Raw genomic sequence first — 23,805 nt, 5'->3', positions numbered from 1 at the left:
GAGCTCCCATGAACCGTGTCACCGTCGACGACCTGCTCTCCGTCCGCACCCCCGAGCAACCGGCTCTGTCACCCGACGGCGCCCGCATCGCCTTCGTGCTGCGGACGACGGATCGCGACGGCGACCGGGACACGCGCGCCCTGTGGCAGGTGCCGACGACCGGCGGTGACCCCGTCCCGCTCACACACGCGACAGCCGACTCGACCCCGGTGTGGAGCCCCGACGGGTCGCAGCTGGCGTTCCTGCGCGCGCAGGACGGCCCGGCGCAGATCTGGCTCCTCCCGGCCGGCGGCGGCGAGGCCCGCGGGCTCACGACCCTTCCGCTCGGCGCCGGCGCGCCGATCTGGAGCCCCGACGGGTCGCGCATCGCCTTCACCGCCCCCGTCGACAGCGCCGCACTCCCCGGCGAGACCGCGGAGACGATCCTCGCCCGGCGCTCGGCGCCGGCCAGCACCGACCGGTTGGGCTACAAGGCCGACGGCGCGGGCAACCTCGGCACCCTCGTGCAGCAGCTGCACGTTCTGGACGTCGCCTCGGAGAAGGTCACCGTGCTGACCCACGGGCGCTCCCACGCGTCCGACCCGTTCTGGTCGCCGGACGGCACGCGGATCGCCTACTCCGCGAGCGTCGAGGACGACGCGGACCTGACGATGCGGGTCCCCGTGTTCGTTCGCTCCTCCACCGACCCGAACCGGGAGGCGGTGCAGGTGAGCGCCGCCGACGTGCAGGCGACGGCCGTGGGCTGGACCCCGGACGGCCAGTATGTCGTCGCGGCCGGGCGCACCGACACGGAGGTCGGCAACGCGGACCTCCTGCTGTTCCCGGTCGACGGCGGCGAACCGCGGAGCATCACGGGAAGCCTCGACCGCAACGTCATGCCGGGTGGTCCCGGCTACCCCGGTGGCATGCCGCAGTTCGCGGACGACGGGGAGATCGTGTTCTGTCTGCGTGACAACGGCTACACGCACGTGTACCGCGTGGCGCCGGACGGCACGGGCGCCACAGCCCTCGTGGACGGCACCGCGAACGTGTCAGGACTCTCGGTGGCAGCATCCTCCGCCGCGATCGTGCTCGCGACGCCGGAGTCGTTCGGCGACGTCGCGCTCCTCGACCTCGCTGACGGCACGACGCGGGTGCTCACCGACTACGGCACGCCCGACCTCGACCTCGTCGTCGCCGAGGAGCGCCGCTTCACGATCTCGGACGGCACGGTCGTGACCGGATGGCTGCGCCGCGACCCCGATACCGCCGGTCCGCAGCCGCTGCTGCTCGACATCCACGGCGGTCCGCACAACGCCTCCAACGGCGCTGCCGACCTCACTCACCCGTACCACCAGGTGCTCGCGCGCCGCGGCTGGACGATCCTCACCCTCAACCCGCGCGGGAGCGACGGCTACGGCGACGAGTTCTTCTCCGCGGTCTCCGGCGGCTGGGGTGTGAACGACGCGAACGACTTCCTCGAGCCGATCGACCAGCTCGTCGCCGAGGGCATCGCGGACCCGGCCCGGCTCGCCGTCACCGGCTACAGCTACGGCGGCTACATGACCTGCTTCCTCACCTCGCGCGACGACCGTTTCGCGGCGGCGGTCGCCGGCGGGGTCGTCACCGATCTCCTGTCGATGGGCGGCACCTCCGACTTCGGTCACTACCTCTCGGCGAAGGAGAACGGCGGCCTGCCCTGGCGCGACGCAGAGCGCATCGCGGCGCAGTCCCCGTACACGCAGGTCGACCGGGTCACCACTCCCACCCTGATCCTGCACGGCGCGGCCGACGACCGCTGCCCCGTAGGTCAGGCCGAGCAGTGGTTCTCGGCGCTGCGCGAGCGCGGTGTGCCCACCCGACTGGTGCTCTACCCCGGCGGATCGCACCTGTTCCCGCTCTCCGGCAAGCCCTCGCACCGGGCCGACTTCTCGCAGCGCGTGATCGACTGGGTCGAGCAGTACGCCCCGCCGGCCGGAAAGCCCGTGCGCGCCCGCCTCGACGCCCGGCACTGGCAGCAGCGACTGAGTGCGCTGGCCGAGGCGCACAAGGTCCCCGGTGCGACGCTCGGCATCCTGCGCCTCGGCGAGGAGCCGGTGCATGCGCATCACGGCATACTCAACGTCCGCACGGGCATCGAGACGACCGACGACTCCGTGTTCCAGATCGGCTCGATGGGCAAGGTGTGGACGGCGTCGGTGGTCATGCGGCTGGTCGACGAGGGAAAGCTCGACCTCGACGCCCCGATCGTCGACTACGTGCCGGAGTTCGCCTCGTCCGACCCCGAGGTCACGCGCACCGTGACCATGCGCCACCTGCTCAGCCACACGAGCGGCATCGACGGCGACGTGTTCACCGACACCGGACGCGGCGATGACACGCTCGAGAAGTACGTGGCGCTGCTCGACGGCGTCGCGCAGAACCACCCGCTCGGGGCGACGATGTCGTACTGCAACTCGGGCTTCGTGCTCGCCGGGCGGGTGATCGAGAAGATCACCGGGACGACCTGGGACCAGGCCATGCGCGATCAGCTGTTCACCCCGCTGGGTCTCACCCACTCCTCGACTCTTCCGGAGGAGGCGATCATGTTCCGGGCCGCGAGCGGCCACACCGTGGTCGGCGACGACGGACCCGAGCTCGCCCCGGCGTGGATGCTGCCCCGCTCGATGGGCCCCGCGGGGCTGATCAACTCCACGACCGCCGACATCCTCGCGTTCGCCCGTATGCACCTCACCGGCGGACTCGCGGCCGACGGCACCCGGGTGCTCTCGGAGGCGAGCGTGAGCCGCATGCAGCAGCACGAGGTCGATGTGCCCGACCCATACTCCCTCGGCGACAGCTGGGGCATCGGGTGGATCCTCTTCGACTGGGACGGCCGCAAGCTCATCGGCCACGACGGCAACACCATCGGGCAGTCGTCGTTCCTGCGCATCCTCCTGGATGAAGGCGTGGCGGTGACGCTGCTGAGCAACGGCGGCAACACCCGGGACCTCTACGACGCACTGTTCGGCGAGATCTACGCCGAGCTCGCCGACCTCACCATCCCCGCGGGGCTCGTACCGCCGGAAGAGCCCTTCTCCGACGACTTCAGCGAGTTCGAGGGCGTCTACGACCGTTCGGGCGTGCGCACCGAGATCTTCCGCGACGAGGACGGCCTGCGCATGCGCACGACCCTCAACGGGCCGCTCGCCGCGATGCTCCCCGACCCCGTCCAGGAGCATCCGCTGGTGCCCGTCCGCCGCGGCGAATTCGTCATGCGACCGGAGGGCGAACAGGCCTGGCACGCCGTGGTGTTCTACTCCCTGCCCAGCGGCGAGCGCTATCTGCACCACGGCGTCCGCGCGGCGCCGAAGGTGTCGTGATGACGGTGCAGGCGGACGTGGACCTCGACCTGGTCCTCGCCGACATCGAGACCCTCGTCTCCTGCGAGTCGCCGTCCGACGACCTCGACGCCGTCGCCCGCAGCGCCGACGTTCTCGCCGCGCTCGGCGAGCGACTGCTCGGCGCGGCCCCCGAGCGGATCGTCCTCGACGGTCGCGCGCATCTGCGGTGGCGGTTCGGGGAGCCCCGGGTGCTGCTCCTCGGACATCACGACACGGTCTGGCCGCTCGGATCGCTGCGGCGGTATCCCTTCCGGATCGATGACGGTATGCTCCGCGGCCCCGGATGCTTCGACATGAAGACCGGCGTCGTGATGGCGCTGCACGCCGTGGCGGCGCTGCCCGACCGCATGGGCGTCAGCATCCTCATCACGGGCGACGAGGAGCTCGGCTCCCCCAGCTCGCGTGCGCTGATCGGGCAGGAGGCGATCGGCTGCACAGCGGCTCTCGTCCTCGAGGCAGCTGCCGACGGCGGAGCCCTGAAGATCGCGCGCAAGGGCGTGTCGCTGTACCGGGTGCACGCCTCGGGTCGCGCGGCCCATGCGGGCCTGGAGCCGGAACGCGGTGTCAACGCCGCGGTCGAGGCCGCGCATCTGCTGCTCGCGGTCGATGAACTCGGCGACCCGGTGGCCGGCACCACCGTGACCCCCACGCTGGTGCGTGCGGGCAGCACCACGAACACCGTGCCCGCCGACGCGGAGTTCGCGGTCGACGTGCGGGTGCGGACCGTCGCGGAGCAGGAGCGCGTGGACGCGGCGATCCGGGCGATCCCGACGAGACTCCCCGGATCGTCCGTGCGCGTGGAAGGCGGACCCAACCGCCGTCCGATGGAGCGGGAATCCTCAGCCGGCCTGTTCGCTCAGGCCGTCGCCATCGCCGAGCGGTCGGAGCTGACACCGTTCGAGGGGGTCGCCGTCGGCGGCGCTTCCGACGGCAACTTCACCGCGGGGCTCGGAGTCCCGACGCTCGACGGCCTCGGCGCAGTGGGAGGTGGCGCGCACGCCGACGACGAGCACGTGATCGTCGCGATGATCCCGGAGCGCATCCGGCTCCTGCGGGGACTGATCTCCGCGGCGCTGGCCGGTGAGAGGGCATGAGCATGACGGACGCGGCGGCGCAGAGCGCCTCACCGGAGGAGGCCGCCGATGCAGCGACCGCGGCCGCCGCGACGGCGGGGGTGGAGATCCGGCTGCTGAACGACGTGGACGATTTCACGCGGGTCGCAGAACTGTTCCAGAGCATCTGGACCAAGCAGGGCGAGAACTCCCCCGTGAACGTGGAGACCCTGCGGGCGCTTTCGAAGGCGGGCAGCTACGTGGGCGGGGCCTTCGAGGGCGATGAGCTGGTGGGAGCCTGCTTCGGGTTCTTCGCCGCCCCGGAGCAGCGCGCGCTGCACAGCCACATCGCCGGGGTCTCCTCGCGCATGCGGGGGCGCAGCGTCGGCTTCGCACTGAAGGTGCATCAGCGCGCATGGGCGCTGCAGGAGGGACTCGACGAGATCTCCTGGACGTTCGATCCGCTCATCAGCCGGAATGCGCACTTCAACCTCGTGAAGCTCGCTGCCGCACCCACTTCGTATCACCGCAACTTCTACGGGCACATGGCCGACGCGCTCAACGGCGCGGACGACACCGATCGGATGCTGGTGACCTGGTACGTGCGCGACCCTGAGGTTGTCGCGGCCAGCCACGGGGAGTCGGCCGCGGTCGGCCACGAGGCCGCGGAGGCCGAGCCGCTGCTCAGCGTCGGCGAAGACCTCGGACCGCTGCGGCATCGCACCGAGGCACGATTCGTGCGGGTGGCGCTGCCGCGCGACATCGAGTCCCTGCGCCTCACGGAGCCTGCCCGAGCGACCGCCTGGCGCCTGGCACTGCGCGAGACACTCGGATCTGCGCTGGAGGGCGGAGGGCGCGTGCTCTCGTTCGACCGCTCCGGCGCGTACACCATCGACAGAGGAGAACAGGGATGAAGCTCACCGGATTCGAGCTGCGTGTGATCGAGATGCCGCTGGTGTCGCCGTTCCGGACGTCGTTCGGCGTACAGACCGTGCGCGAGGCGCTGATCGTGCGCGCCGTCACCGACGAGGCGGAGGGCTGGGGCGAGGGCGTCGCGATGAACGATCCGCTGTACTCCTCCGAGTACGTGGAGGCGAGCGTCGACGTGATCACCCGGTTCCTGCTGCCGGCGCTCGCGCAGGTGAAGGACCTGGATGCCGGCGGTGTGGCTCCGGCTCTCGCGAAGTTCAAGGGGCATCGCATGTCGAAGGCCGCCGTCGAGCTGGCGATCCTCGACGCCGAGCTGCGGGCCACGGGCGTGCCGCTCTCCCGCGAACTGGGCGCCGTGCGCGATCGGGTGGACTGCGGTGTCTCGGTCGGCATCATGGACTCGATCCCCGAGCTGCTCGACGCGGTCGACGGCTACCTCGACGAGGGCTACGTGCGCATCAAGCTGAAGATCGAGCCGGGCTGGGACATCGACCCGGTCCGTGCGGTGCGGGAGCGCTTCGGTGACGACGTGCTGCTGCAGGTCGACGCGAACACCGCCTACCACCGGGGCGATGCACGGCATCTCGCCAAGCTCGACCCGTTCGACCTGCTCCTGATCGAGCAGCCGCTGGACGAGGAGGATCTGCTCGGCCACGCCCAGCTCGCGAAGGCCATCACGACGCCGGTGTGCCTCGACGAGTCGATCGTGTCGGCGCGCGCCGCAGCCGACGCCATCGCCCTGGGCGCCTGCTCGATCGTGAACATCAAGCCGGGGCGCGTCGGCGGCTACCTCGAAGCCCGTCGCATCCACGACGTGTGCGTGGCCAACGACATCCCGGTGTGGTGCGGCGGGATGCTCGAGACCGGGATCGGCCGTGCGGCGAACGTCGCACTCGCGGCGCTGCCCGGCTTCACGCTCCCCGGCGACACGTCGGGCTCCGGCCGTTACTACTCGCGCGACATCACCGAGCCGTTCGTCGTGGAGGACGGCACGCTCGCGGTGCCCACCGGGCCGGGGATCGGCGTCACGCCGGATGCGGCTGCTTTGGACGCGGTGACGGTGCGCACGGAGTGGATCACCTTCTGAGCTGATGCAATGCGGGGCACGACGAGCCTGTCGAGATCGACCAACTGTCGCTACGATTTCGTCGTGCCCCACAGATCGCTCCCCGCTGGTCGCGGCCTAACCTGGGCCCTGTGCTCATGTCCGTGACGACAAGGCCCCGCGCCAGCCTCGGCCGGGTCATCGAAGACCTCGGCAACACCCTGCTCGAGGTGGTGAGCGGCGCGGCCGACGTCGACGCCGAGATCGAGACCGTCGTGATCCACGATGTCCTGGACGACACGATGCCCATGCGCGGGGCGCTCGTGCTCGGCGTCGGCCTGAGCAATCCGGACGAGATCGCCGAGCTGCTGCAGGCCCTCGCCGCCCAGCACGCCTCCGCGCTGGTGCTGCGCGCGCCGGTGCGAGCGGAGCAGCCGGTGCGCGATGCCTCCGAGGCCACGGGGATCCCGGTCCTGGCGCTCACCCGTGGAGCCTCGTGGGCGCAGTTGGCGGCCATGCTGCGTTCGCTCATCGCCGAGGGCGATGTCGGCGATCAGGCGGCCACGACACTGGGCGGGATGCCGTCGGGCGACCTCTTCGCCCTCGCGAATGCGATCGCCACGCTGCTGAACGCCCCGGTCACGATCGAGGACCGCAACTCGCGGGTCGTCGCGTTCTCCGGCCGACAGCACGAGGCGGATCCCGCCCGCATCGAGACGGTGCTGGGTCGGCAGGTGCCGGAGCGGTTCGCGCGACAGCTGGAGGAGCGCGGCGTCTTCCAGGAGCTGTACCGCAGCCAGGACCCGATCGACGTCGGCCCGGTGCACAACACCGAGGGGCTGCCCTCGTTCCCCCGCGTCGCGCTGGCGGTACGCGCCGGCGACGAGATCCTCGGCTCGATCTGGGCGGCCGTGCAGGAGCCGCTGTCCCCCGATCGCGTGCGCGCGCTGAAGGACTCCGCCGGGCTCGTCGCCCTGCACATGCTGCGGCTGCGCGCCGGCGCCGATGTCGAGCGCCGGCTCCGCGCCGACCTGCTCGCCACGATCCTCGAAGGCGGCCCCGGTGCCGCGGATGCCACCGGCCGGCTGCGCCTCAGCGACCATCGCTGCGTCGTGCTCGCGCTGTCGGCGGCGGAGGAGACCGATGACGAACCGTCCGCCGGCGCCCGCGGGGTGGCCGAACGGCAGCGCATCGCCGACGCCTTCGCCGTGCACCTCGGTGCCGTCTACCTCCGCTCCGCGGTGGCCGTGATCGGCAACGTCGTGTACGCGGTCGTCGGCATCCGTCCGGAGCAGGACGACTCGGATTCCCGCCCTGAGCACAGCGATGCGGACAGCCGCGCCGCACGCGTCGCGACCGACTTCCTCGGGCGCCTGGGGGCGACCAGCGAGATACGGATCGGTGTGGGCACCGTCGCCGGCGATGCCGCCGGCATCCCGTCCTCGCGGGCGAACGCCGACCGCGCCCTGCGGGTGGCCCGGCAGGCGCCGTCGCGCGAACCCGTCGCGCGCTTCACGGCGGTGCAGATGGAGGCCCTGCTGGTCGAGCTCGGCGACCTGGTCCGCGCCCGCGGCGACCAGCCGACCGGCCCCGTCGCACAGCTCCTGGCGCAGGACCGGGAGAAGGGCACTCACCTGGTGGAGACGCTGCGAGCCTGGCTGGACGCCTTCGGCGACGTGGCGGTGGCGGCCGGCCGGGTGTACACGCACCCCAACACGTTCCGGTATCGGCTGCGCCGGCTGTCGGAGATCAGCGGGCTGGACCTGACCGACCCGGAGGCGCGGTTCTCCGCGATGGTGCAGCTGCGGCTGCTCGTGCCCGGCGACTGAGGAGACGGGGCCGGCTGAGGCTCGTGGCCCGTCGCCGTCGACACCCGGCGTGTGCGGCTTGTGGCCTTCCGTCGAGTGCGCGTGATGCCCGCTCGTGGCCGGCATCCTGCGTTCTGACAGATATCTCACCACGAGATGCGCATTCAGACCATAGAGTGATTTCCGATTGATCGATCCGATCAATATTGACCGCGCAAGGAAGGCGACGGTGATCGAAATGGCCACTCTCGATGAGACCGACCGGAGGATCCTCGGGGTCCTCGACACGGACCCCCGGCGTCCGGTCGCCCTGATCGCCCAGGATCTGGGCCTCGCCCGCGGCACCGTGCACGCACGGCTCGATCGACTCGAGTCCGGCGGGTACCTGCGCGCGCACAGCTCCCGCATCCTCCCGCAGGCGCTGGGCCGTGGCGTCGCGGCCTCGATCCTCGTCGAGCTCGATCAGCACAAGATCACCGCCGCGATCGACGCGCTCAGTCGCGTACCCGAGGTTCTGGAGTGCTTCGCACCCGCCGGCGACACCGATCTGCTGCTACGCGTCGTCGCGAAGGACCCGGACGACCTCTACCGCGTGGCCGAGGTGGTACGCCTGTGCCCCGGGATCCTCCGCACCTCGACGAGCCTGTTCCTGCGCGAGGTGATCCCCTACCGGGTGAGCGCACTGCTGAACGCGGAGTAGTGCGCGGCGGTCAGCCGATGATGCGGGCGCCGGGCACCGGACCGTGCACGTGCAGCGGATCGAGGCCGATATCGCGCAGGGAGGACTGCACGTCCTGCGCCGTCTCGGGGTTCGGGCAGAGCAGCGCGACCGTGGGGCCGGATCCGGACACGATGCCCTGGAGCGCCCCGGCGGCGACTCCCTGACGGATCGTCTCGGCGAGGTCGGGCCGCTCGTACAGCGCGGCGGCCTGCAGGTCGTTGTACAGGGTCTCGGCGAGCTGGGCGGGGTCGCCCGTCCGCAGGGCCTGGAGCACCGGGATCGGCACATCGAGTGACAGCGGCGGGTCGTCGGCGAGAGCGCCCTCTTCCTCCCGCATCAGGTCGAGGCGCTCATAGACCACCGGCGTCGAGAGTCCCTGGTCGCTCGGGACCAGGATCCAATCGAAGCGGCCGCGTGCGAGCGCCGGATTGAGCTGATCGCCACGGCCGGTGCCGACCGCCGTGCCGCCGTGCAGCGCGAACGGCACATCGGCGCCGAGACGGGCGGCGAGGTCGTGCAACCGCGCCGGCGAGAGCCCCGTGCCCCACAGCGCGTCGCAGGCGACCAGAGCGGCAGCGGCATCCGCCGACCCTCCGCCCATGCCACCGGCGACGGGAACGCTCTTGCGGATCTCGAGCGCGACGCCGCCCCGATGGTCGACGGCGAGCGCGAGGAGCTTGGCGGCGCGCATCGCGAGGTTGCGGTCGTCCAACGGCACGGAGCCGATGTCCTCCACACCGGAGACCGTCACCGAGAAGTCGTCGGCCGGCCGCGCGATCACGTCCTCATACAGCGAGACCGCCTGGAAGACCGTCGCCAGCGCGTGGTAGCCGTCGTCGTGCCGCCCGCCGACCCCGAGGTAGACGTTGATCTTCCCCGGGGCGCGCACGTGCACGGAATCGGTGAACGCGGCGTGGCTCATGATCGGATCACAGCTCCGAGGACTTCGCCCACAGGTTGACGTCGATGGCACCCGCGAGCTCGTCGATGCGGGCCAGCTCCTCGGTCGTGAAGGCCGGACCGTTCACGGCCGCGATGTTCTCGTCGAGCTGTTCCGGACGCGAGGCCCCGATCAGCGCCGATGCGACGACCGGATTGCGCAGCGTCCACTGCAGCGCCAGCTGCGCGAGAGACTGGCCGCGCCCCTGCGCGACCTCGTTCAGCGACCGCAGGGTCTGCACGGCCTCGTCCGTGAGGCGGCCGTCCGGCAGCGAGCCGCGCTTCTGCGCACGCTCGGCCGTGCCGTCGCCGAGGTACTTGTCGGTGAGCAGCCCCTGTGCCAGCGGCGTGAAGGCGATCGCGCCCAGTCCCGACTGCTCGAGGGTGTCGGTCAGGCCGTCTTCGACCCAGCGGTTCAGGATCGAGTAGGCCGGCTGGTGGATGACCAGCGGCGTACCCAGCTCCTTCGCGACGGCGACGGCCTCGGCCGTGCGCTCGGCGCTGTAGGAGGAGATGCCCACGTAGAGAGCCTTGCCCTGGCGCACGAGCGTGTCGAGCGCGCCCACGGTCTCGGCGATCGGCGTGACGGGGTCGACACGATGGGAGTAGAAGATGTCGACGTAGTCGAGGCCCATCCGGGTCAGCGACTGCTCGGCGCTCGCGAGGATGTACTTGCGGCTGGCGAAGTCGCCGTAGGGGCCGGGCCACATGTCCCAGCCGGCCTTCGACGAGATGATCAGCTCGTCGCGGTACGGGCGGAAGTCCTCGGCGAAGATGCGGCCGAAGTTCTTCTCGGCCGAACCGTAGGGCGGGCCGTAGTTGTTCGCCAGGTCGAAGTGCGTGATGCCGCGGTCGAACGCGTGCCGCAACAGGGCGCGCTGGTTGTCGAGCGGGATGTTGTCGCCGAAGTTCCACCACAGGCCGAGCGAGATCGGGGGCAGGTACAGACCGGACGTGCCGACCTGGCGGTAGGAGAACTGCTGATAGCGGCTCTCGTTCGCCGCGTACGGGCGGTGCAGCTCGGGGACATCGGGACGGAAGCGGGGGGAGTCGGTCACGGTGCCAGATTAGTCCCTGGTGCCTGCTGAGCGATGCGCTGGTAGTCCTCGACCGTGAGGTCTTCGCCGCGGGCCGTCGGCGCGACGCCGGCGGCGATCAGCACCTCGGAGGCGGCTGCCGAGCTGCCGAAGATGCCCGACAGCGCCTGGCGGAGCATCTTGCGACGCTGGTTGAAGGCCGCATCGACGATCTGGAACGTGCGACGCCGCTCCTCCTCCGTGCCGCGCTCCCCCTCGGAGCGGTCGAAGCCCACGAGCAGGCTGTCGACGTTCGGCACCGGCCAGAACACCTGGCGCGAGACGTTGCCCGAGAGCTTCCACTCGCCGTACCAGGCGGCCTTGACGCTGGGCGAGCCGTAGATCTTCGAGCCCGGCTTGGCGGCCAGCCGCTCGGCGACCTCGGCCTGGACCATCACGACGCCGCGCTGCAGGTACGCGAAGTTCTCGAGGAAGTGGAGCAGCACCGGGACCGAGACGTTGTACGGCAGATTCGCCACCAGCACGGTGGGCTCCCCCGGCAGTTCGGTGATGCGGAGGGCATCCGCGTCGACGACCGTGAGCCGGTCGGCCTCGACACCGTGCTCGGCGGCGGTCTGCGCGAGGCGTGCCGCGAGGCGGTGGTCGATCTCGACGGCGGTGACGGATGCCCCGGTCTCGAGGATCGCGAGAGTCAGGGAGCCGAGCCCCGGACCGACCTCGACCACGCGCTCGTGCGGCTGCACACGGGCCGCCTGCACGATCTTGCGGACGGTGTTCGCGTCGGTGACGAAGTTCTGGCCGAGCTTCTTGGTCGGAGTGACGTCGAGCTCGGCGGCGAGTCGGCGGATCTCGGTGGCGCCGAGCAGGGTGACGGTCATCCTGCCATTGTCCCCTACTCTCGCGGTGTCCCCCGCCCGCCGATGTCCCCCGCCCTCTGTATTGTTCTCTGGTGCCTTCTCTCGGTGAACTCGTCGCGCCCCGCCGCATGGGCCGCGATTTCCGCTGGCTCCTCGCGTCGTCGTGGACCAGCAACATCGGCGACGGCGTGGCACTCGCCGCGGCCCCCCTGCTCATCGCCTCGATGACCTCATCGCCGATCCTGGTGGCGGCCGGCGCGATCCTGCAGTTCCTCCCCTGGCTGCTGTTCGGCCTGCACGCCGGGGCGATCGCCGACCGCTTCGACCGACGCCGCCTGGTCATGTTCGCCAACGCCGCACGAGCCGTCGTGCTCGCGGCGCTCTGCGTGTTCCTCGTCACGGGCGTCGCGAACATCTGGATCGTGCTCGCGGTCGCATTCCTCTACGGCACCGCCGAGGTCTTCGTCGACACAGCGGGCAGCACGCTGCTGCCGATGCTCGTGAAGCCCGCCGACCTCGGCATCGGCAACGCCCGCCTGCAGGCCGGGTACCTCGTCGCGAATCAGTTCGCCGGCCCGCCGCTGGGGGCGTTCCTGTTCGCCGCGGGCTCCGCGTGGCCCTTCCTGCTCGAGGTCGTGTGTGTGAGCTTCGCCGTCGTCCTCATCTCGCGCATGGCGAAGACGCCCGTCCCGCCTCGCGAGACCGACACCCACCCGCCCGTGCACACCGACATCGCCGAGGGCATCCGCTGGCTGTGGCGCAACCCACCGGTGCGCATGCTGGTGATCATCATCCTGGTCTTCAACATCACCTGGGCGGCGCCCTGGGGCGTGCTCGTGCTGTACGCGACCGAACACCTGCACATGGGCGCGGTCGGCTATGGTGCGCTCACGACGGCATCCGCGGCGGGCGGCATCCTCGCCACCCTCAGCTTCGGCTGGCTGGAGCGGCACGTGTCGTTCGCGACGCTGATGCGGGTGGTGCTCTCGCTCGAAGTGCTCATGCACCTGTCGTTCGCGCTCACCACGACCGGCTGGGTGGCCCTGGTCATCATGTTCTTCTTCGGCGCCTACGCGTTCGTGTGGGGCACGATCTCCACGACCGTGCGGCAGCGGCTGGTCCCCGCCGAGCTGCAGGGCAGGGTCGCCTCGGTGAACATGGTCGGGGTGTTCGGCGGCATGGTCGTCGGCCAGGCGCTCGGCGGCGTGATCGCCCAGGTCTGGGGGCTCACGGCACCCTGGTGGTTCGCCTTCGTCGGCGCGGCGCTCACGCTGCTGCTGGTGTGGAAGCCGATCTCGCAGATCGTGTCGGCGAAGCCCGTGGACGAACCGGAGAGTCAGTCGGCGAACGAGCCGTAGACCCGCAGGGTGTTCTCGGCCAGCTGGGCGCACAGCTCATCGACCTCGATGCCGATCTCGGCTGCCATGAAGCGCACGGTGATCGGCACGAGGTAGGGCGCGTTCGGGCGGCCGCGCAGGGGTACGGGAGTGAGGAACGGCGCATCCGTCTCGACGAGGATGCGGTCGAGCGGGGTGACCTTCAGCGCATCCCGCAGGTTCTGCGCGTTCTTGAACGTCACGTTTCCCGCGAAGGAGAGGTGGTACCCGGCATCGGCGCAGATGCGGGCCATGGCGTCGTCGCCCGAGAAGCAGTGGAACACCGTGCGCTCCGGGGCGCCGACGCGGTCGAGGGTCTCCAACACGGCATCGTGCGCGTCGCGGTCGTGGATCTGCATCGCGATGCCGTGCTTCTTCGCCAGCGCGATGTGCGCCTCGAACGACGCGAACTGCGGCGCCTGGCGCTCGGGCTCGGTGCGGAAGAAGTCGAGTCCCGTCTCGCCGATCGCCCGCGTGCGCGGGTGCGCCGCGAGCTCGTCGATCACCTCGATCGCCTCATCCAGGCGCCCTTGCTCGGCATAGGTCGGCGCGTCGTTCGGATGGATGGCGACGGCGGCGAGCACGCGCGGATCGGATGCCGCGGCCTCGACCGCCCACCGCGACGACTCGATGTCGCCCGAAGCCTGGATGACGCCGGCGATGCCCACGGCCGCCGCCCGATCGAGCTGCTCGGTCAGCGACAGCGGGTCATCGCCGTCGACGATCTCCAGATGCGCATGGTTGTCGTACACCGGGACCGTGAGCGGCTCAGGAGCGGCCGGATACTTCAGATCCTTGCGTCCGTCGCCGTCACGGCGCTGCACATACGTGCCCGACATAGACATGCCCGACCTCTCCGTCCCCGACCTGGCTCAGGCCGTGGACTCCACCCGCGGGAACAGCGGTGCGAGGCCGTTGACGCTGGTGCCGGGGCGCAGCACGCCCCAGGCTCCGGCCTCGCGGAGCGGCTGGTCCTGCAGACGGCCCAGGGTCTCGGCGGCGCCGAGTGCGACCCACAGCTTCTCGGTCGATTGCGGCATCACGGGCGAGAGCAGGACAGCGAGAGCGCGCAGTCCCTCGGCGCAGGTGTACAGCACGGTGCCGAGGCGCGCGCGCTGGTCCTCGTCGCCGCTGTTCGCCTGCTTGGCCAGCGCCCACGGCTCGTTCGCGGTGATGTAGCCGTTGAGCGCGTCGACGATGGTCCAGATCGCCGAGATCGCCTCGTCGATGCGGAACTGCGCGATGGCGGCATCCGCATTCGAGGCCGCGTCCGCGACGATCTTCTGGATCGCGAGGTCTTTCTCGGTGTACTCGGCCGCGGGCGGCACGACGCCCTCGAAGTACTTCTCGATCATCGCCGTGGTGCGCGAGGCGAGGTTGCCGAAGCCGTTCGCGAGCTCGGCCTGGTAGCGGGCCGACAGGTCTTCCCACGAGAACGAGCCGTCCTGGCCGAACGCGATCGCGGAGAGGAAGTAGAAGCGGTACGCGTCGGAGCCGAACACGTCGGTGATCTCGGTCGGCGCGATGCCGGTGAGCTTCGACTTCGACATCTTCTCGCCGCCGACGAGCAGCCAGCCATGCGCGAAGACGCCCTTGGGCACGTCGAGCCCGGCCGCCATCAGGAGGGCGGGCCAGATCACCGCGTGGAAGCGCAGGATGTCCTTGCCGACCACGTGATACGCGGGCCAGCGGCGCTCGAACGTCTCGTCGTCGGAGCCGTAGCCGACGGCCGTGGCGTAGTTGAGCAGGGCGTCGACCCACACGTAGATGACGTGCGACTCGTCCCACGGCAGCGGGATGCCCCAGTCGAAGGTCGAGCGTGAGATCGACAGGTCCTTGAGCCCCTGGCTCACGAACGACACGACCTCGTTGCGCGCCGAGTCCGGGCGCACGAAGTCGGGCTGCGTCTTGTACAGCTCGAGCAGACGGTCCTGGAACTCACTGAGCTTGAAGAAGTAGTTCTTCTCCTGCAGCAGCTCCAGCGGCTTCGAGTGGATCGCGCACACCTTCAGCCCCTCGAAGGGACCGGTGCCGTCGACGATCTCCGACTCCGGCTTGAACTCCTCACAGCCCACGCAGTAGAGCGCCTCGTACTCGCCCGCATAGATGTAGCCGCGGTCGTACAGCCGCTGGAAGAACGTCTGCACGTTCGTCTCGTGGCGCTCCTGCGTCGTGCGGATGAAGTCGTCGTTCGCGACGTCGAGGGTCTTCAGCAGCGGGAACCAGCTCTCGCTGACCAGCTTGTCGACCCACTCCTGCGGCGTGACGCCGTTCGCCGCCGCGGCGCGCAGCATCTTCTGACCGTGCTCGTCGGTGCCCGTGAGCATCCAGGTGTCATCCCCCGCCTGGCGGTGCCACCGTGCGAGCGTGTCGACGGCCACCGTCGTGTACCCGTGGCCGATGTGCGGCACGTCGGACGGGTAGTAGATGGGCGTGGTGATGTAGAAGGATTCGCCTGCGGGCATGGAGCAATTCTAGGTGTCCGGGCACCGGTGGTTACGCGCTCAGGCCACCGAGACGTCGATGCGATGCCATCCCTGTGCACCGTCGGGTGCAGGCGGCGCCGGATCCGACGTCTGGGTCTCCCCCTCGACGCTGAGCGCCCGGCACTCGATGGTGTGCGATCCGCTCTCCGCCGTCCAGCCCAGGCTCCACTGCACCCAGGTGTCGGCGGAGATGGCGGTCGCGAGCTCGGCACGACGCCACGGCCCGTCGTCGACACGAACCTCGACCCCCGCGATGCCGACCTGCTGCTGCCACGCCATCCCCGCGATCACCGTGTCACCGGCCGGGACCGACTGGCCGCGACGCGGCACGTCGATGCGCGACTGCAGCTTGATCGGCCCGCGCTCAGACCATCCGCGTGTGGTCCAGTACGCGGTGGCGCGGTCGAAGCGGGTGACTTCCAGCTGGGTGACCCACTTCGTGGCGGACACGTAGCCGTAGAGCCCCGGGACCACGAGTCGCGCCGGGAAGCCGTGTTCCATCGGCAGCGGCTCGCCGTTCATGCCGACGGCCAGCAGGGCGTCGCGGTCGTCGGTGAGGGCCTCGATCGGTGTGGATGCCGTGAAGCCGTCGGACGAGGTCGACAGCACCATGTCCGCGTCGGGGTCGACACCCGCGCGGGCGAGCAGCTCCCGCACCGGCACGCCCAGCCAGCGGGCGTTGCCGATCAGCGATCCGCCGACCTCGTTCGACACGCAGGCGAGCGTCACGTCCGACTCCTGCATCGGCAGGGCGAGCAGCTCGTCCCACGTGAGGCGCACCTCGCGCTCGACCATGCCGTGGATGCGCAGCGACCAGTCGGCCGGATCGATCCGAGGGACGATCAGCGCGGTGTCGATGCGGTAGAACTCGGCGTTCGGGGTGACGACCGGAGCGAGGCCGGGAATCTTCAGGTCTGCCCCCGCGGGGATCGGTGCCGCCGTTCGCGCGGCCTTCGGCAGCCGCAGCGCATCGCGGACCGCTTCGATCGAACGGGTGGCCCCGCGCGCGACGTTCCCGACGATCAGGAACACGAGTCCCGCCGCCGCGGCACCCGTCGTCCAGATCAGGAACCGGCGCCGGTCGACGTCATCAGGGGCCAGTCCGGCGACGGGCCGGAGCCGCTGCACCAGCATCCGCAGGGCGATCACCGCGACGAGACCGGCGACGAGGCCGGGGAGCCAGGCGAACGGCCCGGCGCCGGGGCGGATCATCGCGGCCACCACCGCGAGCGCGCCGAGGGCGGCGAGGATCACGGCCCCGATCGGGGGGCGCCGCAGCTCCAGGATGCCGGCGAGCGCGGCGACGACCGCGAGGACGAAGGCGACGCCCACGATCAAGGCCACCTTGTCGCCGGTGCCGAACAGCGCGATCGCCGTGTCCTTCGCCCAGCTCGGCGCGAGATCGATGAGTCCGCTGCCGATCACGGCGAACGGGCTCGCGCTCGGCTCGACGATCGCCGCGACCAGCTCGGCCAGGCCGACCGCGACGAGGGCCGCGACCAGACCGGCGGCCGCGGCCCGGAGCGTATCCGATCGCCTGGCGTGCATCGCGGGGGTCATGTCCCGAGGGTAACCCCGAACTCAGAGCGCGTTGCGGCGCGCGACCTCCCCGAGCCAGGCGAGCGACGGCTTCGGCGAGCGCTCGAACGTCTCGCGGTCGAAGCCGATCAGGCCGAACGTCGGGGCGAAGCCGCTGGCCCACTCGTAGTTGTCGAGCGCACTCCAGTGCTGGTACGCGCGCACGTCGATGCCGTCGGAGATCGCGCGGTGCAGCCCCTCGAGCGCACCCTGCGTGTAGGCGATGCGGCGGGTGTCGTCGGCGGTCGCGATGCCGTTCTCGGTCACGAGCACCGGCACACCGCCGCTGCGCTCCCACGCGCTGCGCACACCCAGCTCGAGCGCCTCGGGGAAGAACTCCCATCCGGTCAGCGTCGTCTCCACATCGGGCGACACCGGGCGCGGGCCCTCCGGACCGATGAAGGTGCGCGTGTAGGCCTGCACACCGACGAAGTCGTCGCCGGCCGACTGATCCAGGTACCAGTGGTCGCGCGGGTCGCCGTACTCGGCGAGCATCTCGTCGGCGCCGGGCTCACCGGTGGAGAGGAAAGCCTGGGTGGCGATCGTCCAGCCGGCCTTGACGCCCGGCACCGAGTGCAGGATCTCGGAGGCGCGGTGGTGCGCATCGAGCAGGGTGTCGGCCACGGCGAGGTCGGGGTTCGGGAGGCCGAAGGCCACGAGGTTCGCGGCATCCTCTCCCCCGGCGAGCATCGCGGCGATGTTCGGCTCGTTGATGGTGCACACGTACTCGACGCCGTCGAGGATCGGGAGCACGGTCTCGACGTACCGGGCGAACAGGTCGACCGCGTCATCCGCGCGCCAGAAGCCGTCTTTCTGGAACCACTGCGGCACCGTGAAGTGCATGAGCGTGACCGTGGGGTCGAGCCCGTTCTCGCGGGCCGTGTCGATCATGCGGCGGTAATGGTCGAGCATCGCCCGGGAGACGAAGCCGCGCTCGGGCTCGATCCGCGCCCATTCCACCGAGAACCGGTAGGAGTTCAGCCCGGCCGCGGCGAGCAGCCGCATGTCCTCCGGGTAGCGGTGGAAGTGATCGGCGGCGTCACCGGAGGGCTCCACCATGGGCGAGCCGGGCGCATGTTCCATCGCCCACCAGTTGCTCGTGGTGTTGTTGCCCTCCACCTGGTGGGCCGCTGTCGCGGCACCCCACAGGAAGCCGTCGGGGAATGCGAGCACGAGTGCTCCTTTCTTTGTGGATGTCGTCGGGAAGATCAGTGAATTCGTGCCGGGTTGGGCACGGCGTCCAGCAGCTGGATCGTGTACGGATCCTCCGGATGCTGCAGCACCTCGGCGGTCTCGCCGCGTTCGACCACGCGGCCGCCGTTGAGCACCAGGATGTTCTGCGTGACCAGTCGCGCGCTGAGCAGATCGTGCGTGATGTAGAGCATGCTGATGCCCCACCTCTCGCGCAGATCCTCCAGCAGCGCCAGCACACCCGCGCGGAGCGAGACGTCGAGCATCGACACCGGCTCGTCGGCGATCAGCACCTGCGGGTCGCTCGCGAGCGCCCGGGCGATCACCACGCGCTGCCGCTGTCCACCCGAGAGCTGATGCGGCAGCTTCGCCGCGAACTGCTCGACGGGGGTGAGACCCACCGTCTCCAACAGCTCGAGCACCCGAGCCCGCGCCTCCTGCCCGCGCAGCTTCGTGTAGTTCATGACCGGGCGGGTGAGGGCGTACTCGACGGTGTGCAGCGGGTTGAGCGCCGCATACGGATCCTGGAACACCATCTGCACGTCCTTGCGCAGATCACGGAGTCCTCGTCGCTTGAGCGTGGCCACGTCGGTGTCGCCGAAGCGGACCGTGCCGGACGTCGGCTTCTCGACGCCGGTGAGCATCTTGGCGATGGTCGACTTTCCCGAGCCGGACGCGCCGACGAGCGCGAGCGCCTCCCCCGGTTCCAGTCGGAACGACACGTCGTCGACCGCCGTCACCGCTTCCTGCCCACGGCGCGGAGCCGCGTAGTGCTTCGACACCCCGTCGACCACGATCGCCGCATCCGCACGGCGCGAATCACGCGACGACACGGTCGGCAGGGTCTCGGTGACATCGGTGCGCGCACGGCCTTCGCTGCGCCGTGTGCCGAGGTCGACGAAGCCGGGGATCGACAGGGTCTTGGCCCGCGGGTCGGCGTAGTGGCTCAGGAGCATCCGCGTGTACTCGTCCTGCGGCCGCTGCAGGATGTCGATGCTCGGCGCGTCTTCGACGATGCGTCCCTCGTGCATCACCATCACCCGATCGGTGGCCTCGAGCACGATGCCGAGGTCGTGGCTGATCAGGATGGCCGTGAACTGCTCGGCCCGCTGCAGCTCCTTGATCGTGTCCATGACCGCGTGCTGCACGAGCACGTCGAGCGCGGTGGTCGGCTCGTCGAACACCATGAGCTGCGGTTCGAGCGAAAGCGCGAGCGCGATCGAGGCGCGCTGGCGCATACCGCCGGAGAGCTCCCCCGGGTAGCGGGCGAGCACCGATGCATCGAGCCCGACCTTGCCGATGAGCTCGCGGGCCCGGGCATCCCGGTCCCCCTTGGGCACGTGGCCGTGGGCGGCGAAGATGTCGCGGAAGTGGTTGCCCACCGTGCGCACCGGGTTCAGTGCGTTCATGCCCGACTGCAGCACCATGGCGAAACCGCCCTGACGCTGACGACGCAGCTCCTCGGCATCCAGCTCGCGGATGTCGCGCCCTCCGAAGAGGATGCGGCCTCCGCTGATGCGCGCCGGCGGTTTCTGCAGCCGCGTCAGCGCGAAGCCGAGGGTCGACTTGCCCGACCCCGACTCGCCGACCAGTCCGACGAACTCCCCGCGACGCAGCGAGAACGAGACGTCGTGGACGGCGGCGACCGGCGTCGCTCCCGGTGACGCGTATTCGACCGATAGCCCCTGCACGTCGAGCAGGATGTCGTGGCCCGTGGTTGTCGTCTCGGGTGCCATGGCGGTCATCGGCCCTTCCCCTCTCGCAGGCGCGGATTGGAGATGCCGTCCACGCCGAAGTTGATCAGTGTCAGGCTCAGAGCCAGCAGTGCGATGCACAGACCCGGGGCGAACAGCAGCAGCCACTGCCCGGTGAGCAGGGAATTGGAGTTCTGCGCCCAGTAGAGCATCGTGCCCCAGCTGACGATGCTGGAGTCGCCGAGTCCGAGGAACTCCAGCCCCGCCTCGGCGAGGATCGCCGCCGTCGCCGCCCCGAAGAGCGTTCCGGCGATGATCGACGTCATGTTCGGCAGGATCTCGCGGAACACGATGCGCGTCCGGCTGTCGCCCGAGAACTGCGCCGAGGTGACGAAGTCGTTGCCGCGCAGCGACTGGGTCTGGCTGCGGAGCACGCGAGCGCCCCACGCCCAGCCGGTCACCACGATCACGGCGATGATCATCAGGATCCCGCCGTTCTGCAGGTAGGCGGCGATCACGATCATGAGAGGCAGGCCCGGGATCACGAGGAAGAGGTTGACGATGAAGCCGACCACCTCGCCGAGGAAACCGCGCATGTACCCCCAGCTGAGGCCGATCAGCACGGCCACGATGGTGGAGAGGATGCCGGCGGCGAAGCCGACCACGAGGCTGACCTGCGCGCCGAAGATGAGCTGGCTGAGCACGTCCTCCCCCGCGGCCGTCGTCCCGAGCCAGTGCTCCCAGGAGGCGTCGGCGTTGCGTTCGAAGCCGTTGTCCTTCGCGCCGTAGGGAGCGAGCACCGGAGCGAACACCGCCACCAGCACGAAGAAGGCGAGGATGCAGAGGCCGAGTCGGGCCTTGCCGTTCGACCAGAGGGTGGCGACCATGCGCCCGAAGGCGCGCCACGGGCTGGGCGCGGCGATGCGCTCGGCGGGGATCTTGACGTTCATGGTGGAAGTCATCGGCGTGTCCTCGGGTCGAGAACCCCGTAGAGGATGTCCACGAGGAAGTTGGCGATGAGCACGCTCACGGTGATCATCAGGAAGAGCGCCTGCATGAGCGGGTAGTCCTGCCCGATCACGGCGTTGAAGAGCAGGTATCCGATTCCGGGATAGCCGAAGACCTGCTCCACGAGGATCGATCCGCCCACGACACCGCCGAGCGTGAGCCCGAAGCCGGTGAGGTTCGGCAGGATCGCGTTGCGCGCGGCGTAGCGGAGGGCGATCGTGCGACCGTGCAGCCCGTTCGCCTCGCCGAAGGTGATGTAGTCCTCACCGAGCGTGTTGATCATGGCGTTGCGCATCCCGATGATCCAGCCGCCGAGGGAGGTGAGCAGGATCGTGAGGGCCGGCAGGAACGCGTGGCTCAGCAGGTCGCCGAGGAACTCCCACGTGAATCCGGGCGTCGTCGTCGCGGAGTAGGCGCCCGTGGTCGGGAACCAGTGCAGCACGTAGCCGAAGAAGAACAGCAGCAGCAGCGCGGTCCAGAAATAGGGGAACGTGCTGAGGAACGAGCCGGTCAGCGTCGGCAGCGTGTCGAGCCAGGTGCCTCGACGCCACGCGGCCGCGACGCCGATCAGGGTGCCGATCACGAACGCGAGGATCGTGACGATGCCGACGAGGCCGATCGTGTACGGCAGCGCGGTCGAGACCATGCTCGACACCGACTGCGGATAGAAGGTGTAGGAGACGCCGAAGTCGAGTCGGACGACCTGGCCGAGGTAGGCGATGTACTGATCCCACAGCGAACCCGTCGGCACACCCAGCTGGGCTTCGATGGCGGCGCGCGTGGCATCCGACACCGGCCCGTTCTGGGACAGCTTGGCGATGGCGGCATCCGCCGGGGAGCCCGGCATCATGCGCGGGAGGAAGAAGTTCAGGGTGACCGCGGCCCACAGGGTGAGCACGAACAGGCCGAACTTCTGGAGCACGTACTTCACTTGTCGTCCTCCTTCACTCGCTCGAGCCGCGTGAAGATGCCCAGCGGCGCGGAGTCGTAGTTCTGGGGAATCATGTACGGGTCTTCCTCGCTGGGCCAGCCGGTGAACTTGGCGTCGTTGAACAGACCCCAGATGCCGCCGTAGTACAGGCCGATCACGGGCAGTTCGTCGTAGACGACGCCCTGCAGTTCCTTCACGATCTCCGCCTGGCGGTTCGTGTCGACGGTCTCGCGGTATTCGGCCAGCAGCGCATCGACGTCATCCGAGCGGTAGCGCTCGAAGTTGTTCGCGGTCGGTTCGCCCGACGGCACGTAGAACTCGCTCGAGAGCAGGTTGTTGTAGGCCTGGTAGACGTCGCCGTTGCCCATGCCGCCGATCGCCATCTCGAAGTCGCCGTTGCTGATCGCGCTCTGGTAGCCCGCGGGCTGCGGGAGCTTGAGCGTGACCTTCACACCGACCTCGGCGAGCTGGCTGCGCACGGTCTGCGCGGCCCTGGTCCAGTCGGTGAAGCCGTTGGCCGTGGTGAGGGCGAATTCGAGCTGCTCGCCGTCGGCGTCCACGAGCCGGTCGCCGTCGAGGGTGTAGCCGGCCTTCTCGAAGGCCTCGAGGGCGGCGTCCGCATCCTGGGTGATCATGCCGCCGTCGGGGATGCTCGGGTCGAGGTACTCCTCCTGGTTCGGGAGGATGAGTCCGGTCTGACCGGCCGGCTTCATGTAGCCCTCGGAGGCGGTCTCGGCGATCTCCTCGCGATCGAGGGAGAGCGCGATGCCTCGGCGCACGTTCACGTCGTCGAACGGGGCGACCTCGAGGTTCGGCATCAGGGCGATCACACCGCCCGGCGGGAACCACCACTTGTTGTCCGGACTCGCGGCACCCCAGGTGCCCTCAACATCCGAGATGAACGAGTAGGCCCAGTCGTACCCGCGGCTGACGGTGTCGAGCTGCGAGTTGGTGGCGGGCAGGATGATGTGCTCGATCTCGATCTTGTCGGCCTGCCAGTAATCGGGGTTGCGGTCCATCGAGTACTGCTGGTCGTTGTAGTTGCCCAGCACGAACGGCCCGGTCCCGACCGGTGTCTCGTTGCGGTACGTGGCAGGGTCCTTCACGTCGGACCAGAGGTGCTCCGGCACGATCATGGTCTGGCCGAGGATCGGCAGCGACGGCGCATCCTCGGTCTGGAGGTGCATGATCACGTCGTCGCCCTCGGTCTCGACGCTCTCCAGGTGCTGCCACGCGCCCTTGATGTCGAGCGCGGGGTTGTCCTTCAGGAGCTGGAACGTGAAGGCCACGTCGTCGGGAGTCAGGTCCTCGCCGTCGCTCCACTCCACGTCGTCGCGGATCGTCATGACGATGGTGCGGGCGTCGGGCTGGGTCCATTCGGAGGCGAGCCAGGGGTTCTGGGTGCCGTCGAGCGGGTTGACCAGGATCAGCGGCTCGTAGATCCACCGCGACGCCGTGCGCGTGTTGGTGAGATACGGGTTGAAGTTCTTCGTGAAGAACGGGTTTCCCTTGTCGGCGTTGATCAGCATCGTGTCGTCGCCGATCGACGGATCGGGTTGCGACGTGATCTGGATGCTGCAGCCGCTCAGTGCGACCGCTGCTGCCGCGAGGCCCACGATCGCCGCTCTGCGCCAGCGCTGGATCACGCGCCCTCTCGGTGTTCTGCCACCGGACATCTGCCACCTCATGTCGTCTCTGTCATGACCGGCGGCCCGCGCCGCCTCAGTGATTGTAAGCGCATACATTTTTCGAAAGCAACCCCTTGACACCGGCGTGGCGCCGTGCCGCGG

General features: G+C 69.8%; 18 protein-coding genes. 7 read left to right on the top strand and 11 right to left on the bottom strand.

Going from position 1 to position 23,805, the window contains the following annotated elements; translation table 11 throughout:
* Window positions 1-8 precede the first annotated feature (8 nt).
* From AC6CHX_RS16330 to AC6CHX_RS16305, 6 genes are all read left to right on the top strand, one after another.
* Window positions 9-3,341 carry a serine hydrolase gene (locus AC6CHX_RS16330; RefSeq protein WP_498273676.1) on the top strand — a complete coding sequence of 1,111 codons (3,333 nt, stop codon included), beginning with the start codon at window positions 9-11 and terminating at the stop codon, window positions 3,339-3,341.
* Window positions 3,341-4,456: a M20 family metallopeptidase gene (locus AC6CHX_RS16325; protein ID WP_498273675.1), complete on the top strand. Its 1,116-nt coding sequence runs from the start codon at window positions 3,341-3,343 to the stop codon at window positions 4,454-4,456. Before AC6CHX_RS16330 ends, AC6CHX_RS16325 begins: the two co-directional genes overlap by 1 nt.
* Window positions 4,453-5,328 carry a GNAT family N-acetyltransferase gene (locus AC6CHX_RS16320; RefSeq protein ID WP_498273674.1) on the top strand — a complete coding sequence of 292 codons (876 nt, stop codon included), beginning with the start codon at window positions 4,453-4,455 and terminating at the stop codon, window positions 5,326-5,328. The genes AC6CHX_RS16325 and AC6CHX_RS16320 overlap by 4 nt, the downstream gene beginning before the upstream one ends.
* Window positions 5,325-6,431 carry an o-succinylbenzoate synthase gene (gene menC / locus AC6CHX_RS16315; RefSeq protein WP_498273673.1) on the top strand — a complete coding sequence of 369 codons (1,107 nt, stop codon included), beginning with the start codon at window positions 5,325-5,327 and terminating at the stop codon, window positions 6,429-6,431. Before AC6CHX_RS16320 ends, menC begins: the two co-directional genes overlap by 4 nt.
* 116 nt (window positions 6,432-6,547) lie before the next feature.
* Window positions 6,548-8,218 carry a helix-turn-helix domain-containing protein gene (locus AC6CHX_RS16310; protein ID WP_498273672.1) on the top strand — a complete coding sequence of 557 codons (1,671 nt, stop codon included), beginning with the start codon at window positions 6,548-6,550 and terminating at the stop codon, window positions 8,216-8,218.
* 217 nt (window positions 8,219-8,435) lie between these two features.
* Window positions 8,436-8,897, top strand: a complete 462-nt coding sequence (locus AC6CHX_RS16305; protein WP_136040833.1) for an Lrp/AsnC family transcriptional regulator — start codon at window positions 8,436-8,438, stop codon at window positions 8,895-8,897.
* 10 nt (window positions 8,898-8,907) lie between these two features.
* Here AC6CHX_RS16305 and AC6CHX_RS16300 read toward each other — a convergent pair whose 3' ends face one another.
* The 3 genes from AC6CHX_RS16300 to rsmA are packed head-to-tail and all read right to left on the bottom strand — an operon-like array spanning window position 8,908 to window position 11,772.
* A complete protein-coding gene (locus AC6CHX_RS16300) occupies window positions 8,908-9,840 on the bottom strand; it encodes a 4-(cytidine 5'-diphospho)-2-C-methyl-D-erythritol kinase (RefSeq protein ID WP_498273671.1) in 933 nt (310 codons plus the stop codon).
* Between the two features lie 7 nt (window positions 9,841-9,847).
* The gene (gene mgrA / locus AC6CHX_RS16295; RefSeq protein WP_498273670.1) at window positions 9,848-10,915 is read right to left on the bottom strand and encodes an L-glyceraldehyde 3-phosphate reductase; all 1,068 of its coding nucleotides are present in this window, start codon (window positions 10,913-10,915) and stop codon (window positions 9,848-9,850) included.
* Window positions 10,912-11,772, bottom strand: a complete 861-nt coding sequence (rsmA, locus tag AC6CHX_RS16290) for a 16S rRNA (adenine(1518)-N(6)/adenine(1519)-N(6))-dimethyltransferase RsmA (protein WP_498273669.1) — start codon at window positions 11,770-11,772, stop codon at window positions 10,912-10,914. Before rsmA ends, mgrA begins: the two co-directional genes overlap by 4 nt.
* Window positions 11,773-11,843: 71 nt before the next feature.
* Here rsmA and AC6CHX_RS16285 point away from each other — a divergent pair, with 71 nt between their 5' ends.
* Window positions 11,844-13,109, top strand: coding sequence for an MFS transporter (locus AC6CHX_RS16285; RefSeq protein ID WP_498273668.1), 1,266 nt, complete (start codon window positions 11,844-11,846; stop codon window positions 13,107-13,109).
* On the opposite strand, the gene AC6CHX_RS16280 is transcribed toward AC6CHX_RS16285, so the two are convergent.
* The 8 genes from AC6CHX_RS16280 to AC6CHX_RS16245 are packed head-to-tail and all read right to left on the bottom strand — an operon-like array spanning window position 13,088 to window position 23,661.
* Window positions 13,088-13,972 carry a TatD family hydrolase gene (locus AC6CHX_RS16280; RefSeq protein ID WP_498273667.1) on the bottom strand — a complete coding sequence of 295 codons (885 nt, stop codon included), beginning with the start codon at window positions 13,970-13,972 and terminating at the stop codon, window positions 13,088-13,090. The genes AC6CHX_RS16285 and AC6CHX_RS16280 overlap by 22 nt on opposite strands.
* 27 nt (window positions 13,973-13,999) lie before the next feature.
* The gene (gene metG / locus AC6CHX_RS16275) at window positions 14,000-15,592 is read right to left on the bottom strand and encodes a methionine--tRNA ligase (RefSeq protein ID WP_498273666.1); all 1,593 of its coding nucleotides are present in this window, start codon (window positions 15,590-15,592) and stop codon (window positions 14,000-14,002) included.
* A gap of 39 nt (window positions 15,593-15,631) precedes the next feature.
* Entirely contained in the window at window positions 15,632-17,173 is a 1,542-nt protein-coding gene (locus AC6CHX_RS16270; RefSeq protein ID WP_498273665.1) for a molybdopterin-dependent oxidoreductase, read from the bottom strand.
* Between the two features lie 21 nt (window positions 17,174-17,194).
* Window positions 17,195-18,364, bottom strand: coding sequence for a glycoside hydrolase family 1 protein (locus AC6CHX_RS16265; RefSeq protein WP_498273664.1), 1,170 nt, complete (start codon window positions 18,362-18,364; stop codon window positions 17,195-17,197).
* A gap of 35 nt (window positions 18,365-18,399) precedes the next feature.
* Complete coding sequence (locus AC6CHX_RS16260; RefSeq protein ID WP_498273663.1) at window positions 18,400-20,127, bottom strand: ABC transporter ATP-binding protein; 1,728 nt, start codon at window positions 20,125-20,127, stop codon at window positions 18,400-18,402.
* Complete coding sequence (locus AC6CHX_RS16255; protein WP_498273662.1) at window positions 20,124-21,038, bottom strand: ABC transporter permease; 915 nt, start codon at window positions 21,036-21,038, stop codon at window positions 20,124-20,126. The genes AC6CHX_RS16260 and AC6CHX_RS16255 overlap by 4 nt, the downstream gene beginning before the upstream one ends.
* Complete coding sequence (locus AC6CHX_RS16250) at window positions 21,035-22,015, bottom strand: ABC transporter permease (RefSeq protein WP_021199908.1); 981 nt, start codon at window positions 22,013-22,015, stop codon at window positions 21,035-21,037. Before AC6CHX_RS16250 ends, AC6CHX_RS16255 begins: the two co-directional genes overlap by 4 nt.
* Window positions 22,012-23,661 (bottom strand): ABC transporter substrate-binding protein, encoded by a 1,650-nt coding sequence (locus AC6CHX_RS16245; RefSeq protein ID WP_498273661.1) that lies wholly within the window; start codon window positions 23,659-23,661, stop codon window positions 22,012-22,014. The genes AC6CHX_RS16250 and AC6CHX_RS16245 overlap by 4 nt, the downstream gene beginning before the upstream one ends.
* Window positions 23,662-23,805 lie beyond the last annotated feature (144 nt).

This window comes from Microbacterium sp. GQ128, from assembly GCF_059758615.1.
The sequence above is the reverse complement of the archived record's forward strand: the minus strand, read 5'-3'. Positions and strand labels throughout refer to the sequence as shown.

Bases quoted from the DNA above. Each gene is read 5' to 3' on its own strand.
- AC6CHX_RS16330 (WP_498273676.1), top strand. From the start codon at position 9: ATGAACCGTGTCACCGTCGACGACCTGCTCTCCGTCCGCACCCCCGAG.
- AC6CHX_RS16325 (WP_498273675.1), top strand. From the start codon at position 3,341: ATGACGGTGCAGGCGGACGTGGACCTCGACCTGGTCCTCGCCGACATC.
- AC6CHX_RS16320 (WP_498273674.1), top strand. From the start codon at position 4,453: ATGAGCATGACGGACGCGGCGGCGCAGAGCGCCTCACCGGAGGAGGCC.
- menC (WP_498273673.1), top strand. From the start codon at position 5,325: ATGAAGCTCACCGGATTCGAGCTGCGTGTGATCGAGATGCCGCTGGTG.
- AC6CHX_RS16310 (WP_498273672.1), top strand. From the start codon at position 6,548: ATGTCCGTGACGACAAGGCCCCGCGCCAGCCTCGGCCGGGTCATCGAA.
- AC6CHX_RS16305 (WP_136040833.1), top strand. From the start codon at position 8,436: ATGGCCACTCTCGATGAGACCGACCGGAGGATCCTCGGGGTCCTCGAC.
- AC6CHX_RS16300 (WP_498273671.1), bottom strand. From the start codon at position 9,840: ATGAGCCACGCCGCGTTCACCGATTCCGTGCACGTGCGCGCCCCGGGG.
- rsmA (WP_498273669.1), bottom strand. From the start codon at position 11,772: ATGACCGTCACCCTGCTCGGCGCCACCGAGATCCGCCGACTCGCCGCC.
- AC6CHX_RS16280 (WP_498273667.1), bottom strand. From the start codon at position 13,972: ATGTCTATGTCGGGCACGTATGTGCAGCGCCGTGACGGCGACGGACGC.
- metG (WP_498273666.1), bottom strand. From the start codon at position 15,592: ATGCCCGCAGGCGAATCCTTCTACATCACCACGCCCATCTACTACCCG.
- AC6CHX_RS16270 (WP_498273665.1), bottom strand. From the start codon at position 17,173: ATGACCCCCGCGATGCACGCCAGGCGATCGGATACGCTCCGGGCCGCG.
- AC6CHX_RS16260 (WP_498273663.1), bottom strand. From the start codon at position 20,127: ATGACCGCCATGGCACCCGAGACGACAACCACGGGCCACGACATCCTG.
- AC6CHX_RS16255 (WP_498273662.1), bottom strand. From the start codon at position 21,038: ATGACTTCCACCATGAACGTCAAGATCCCCGCCGAGCGCATCGCCGCG.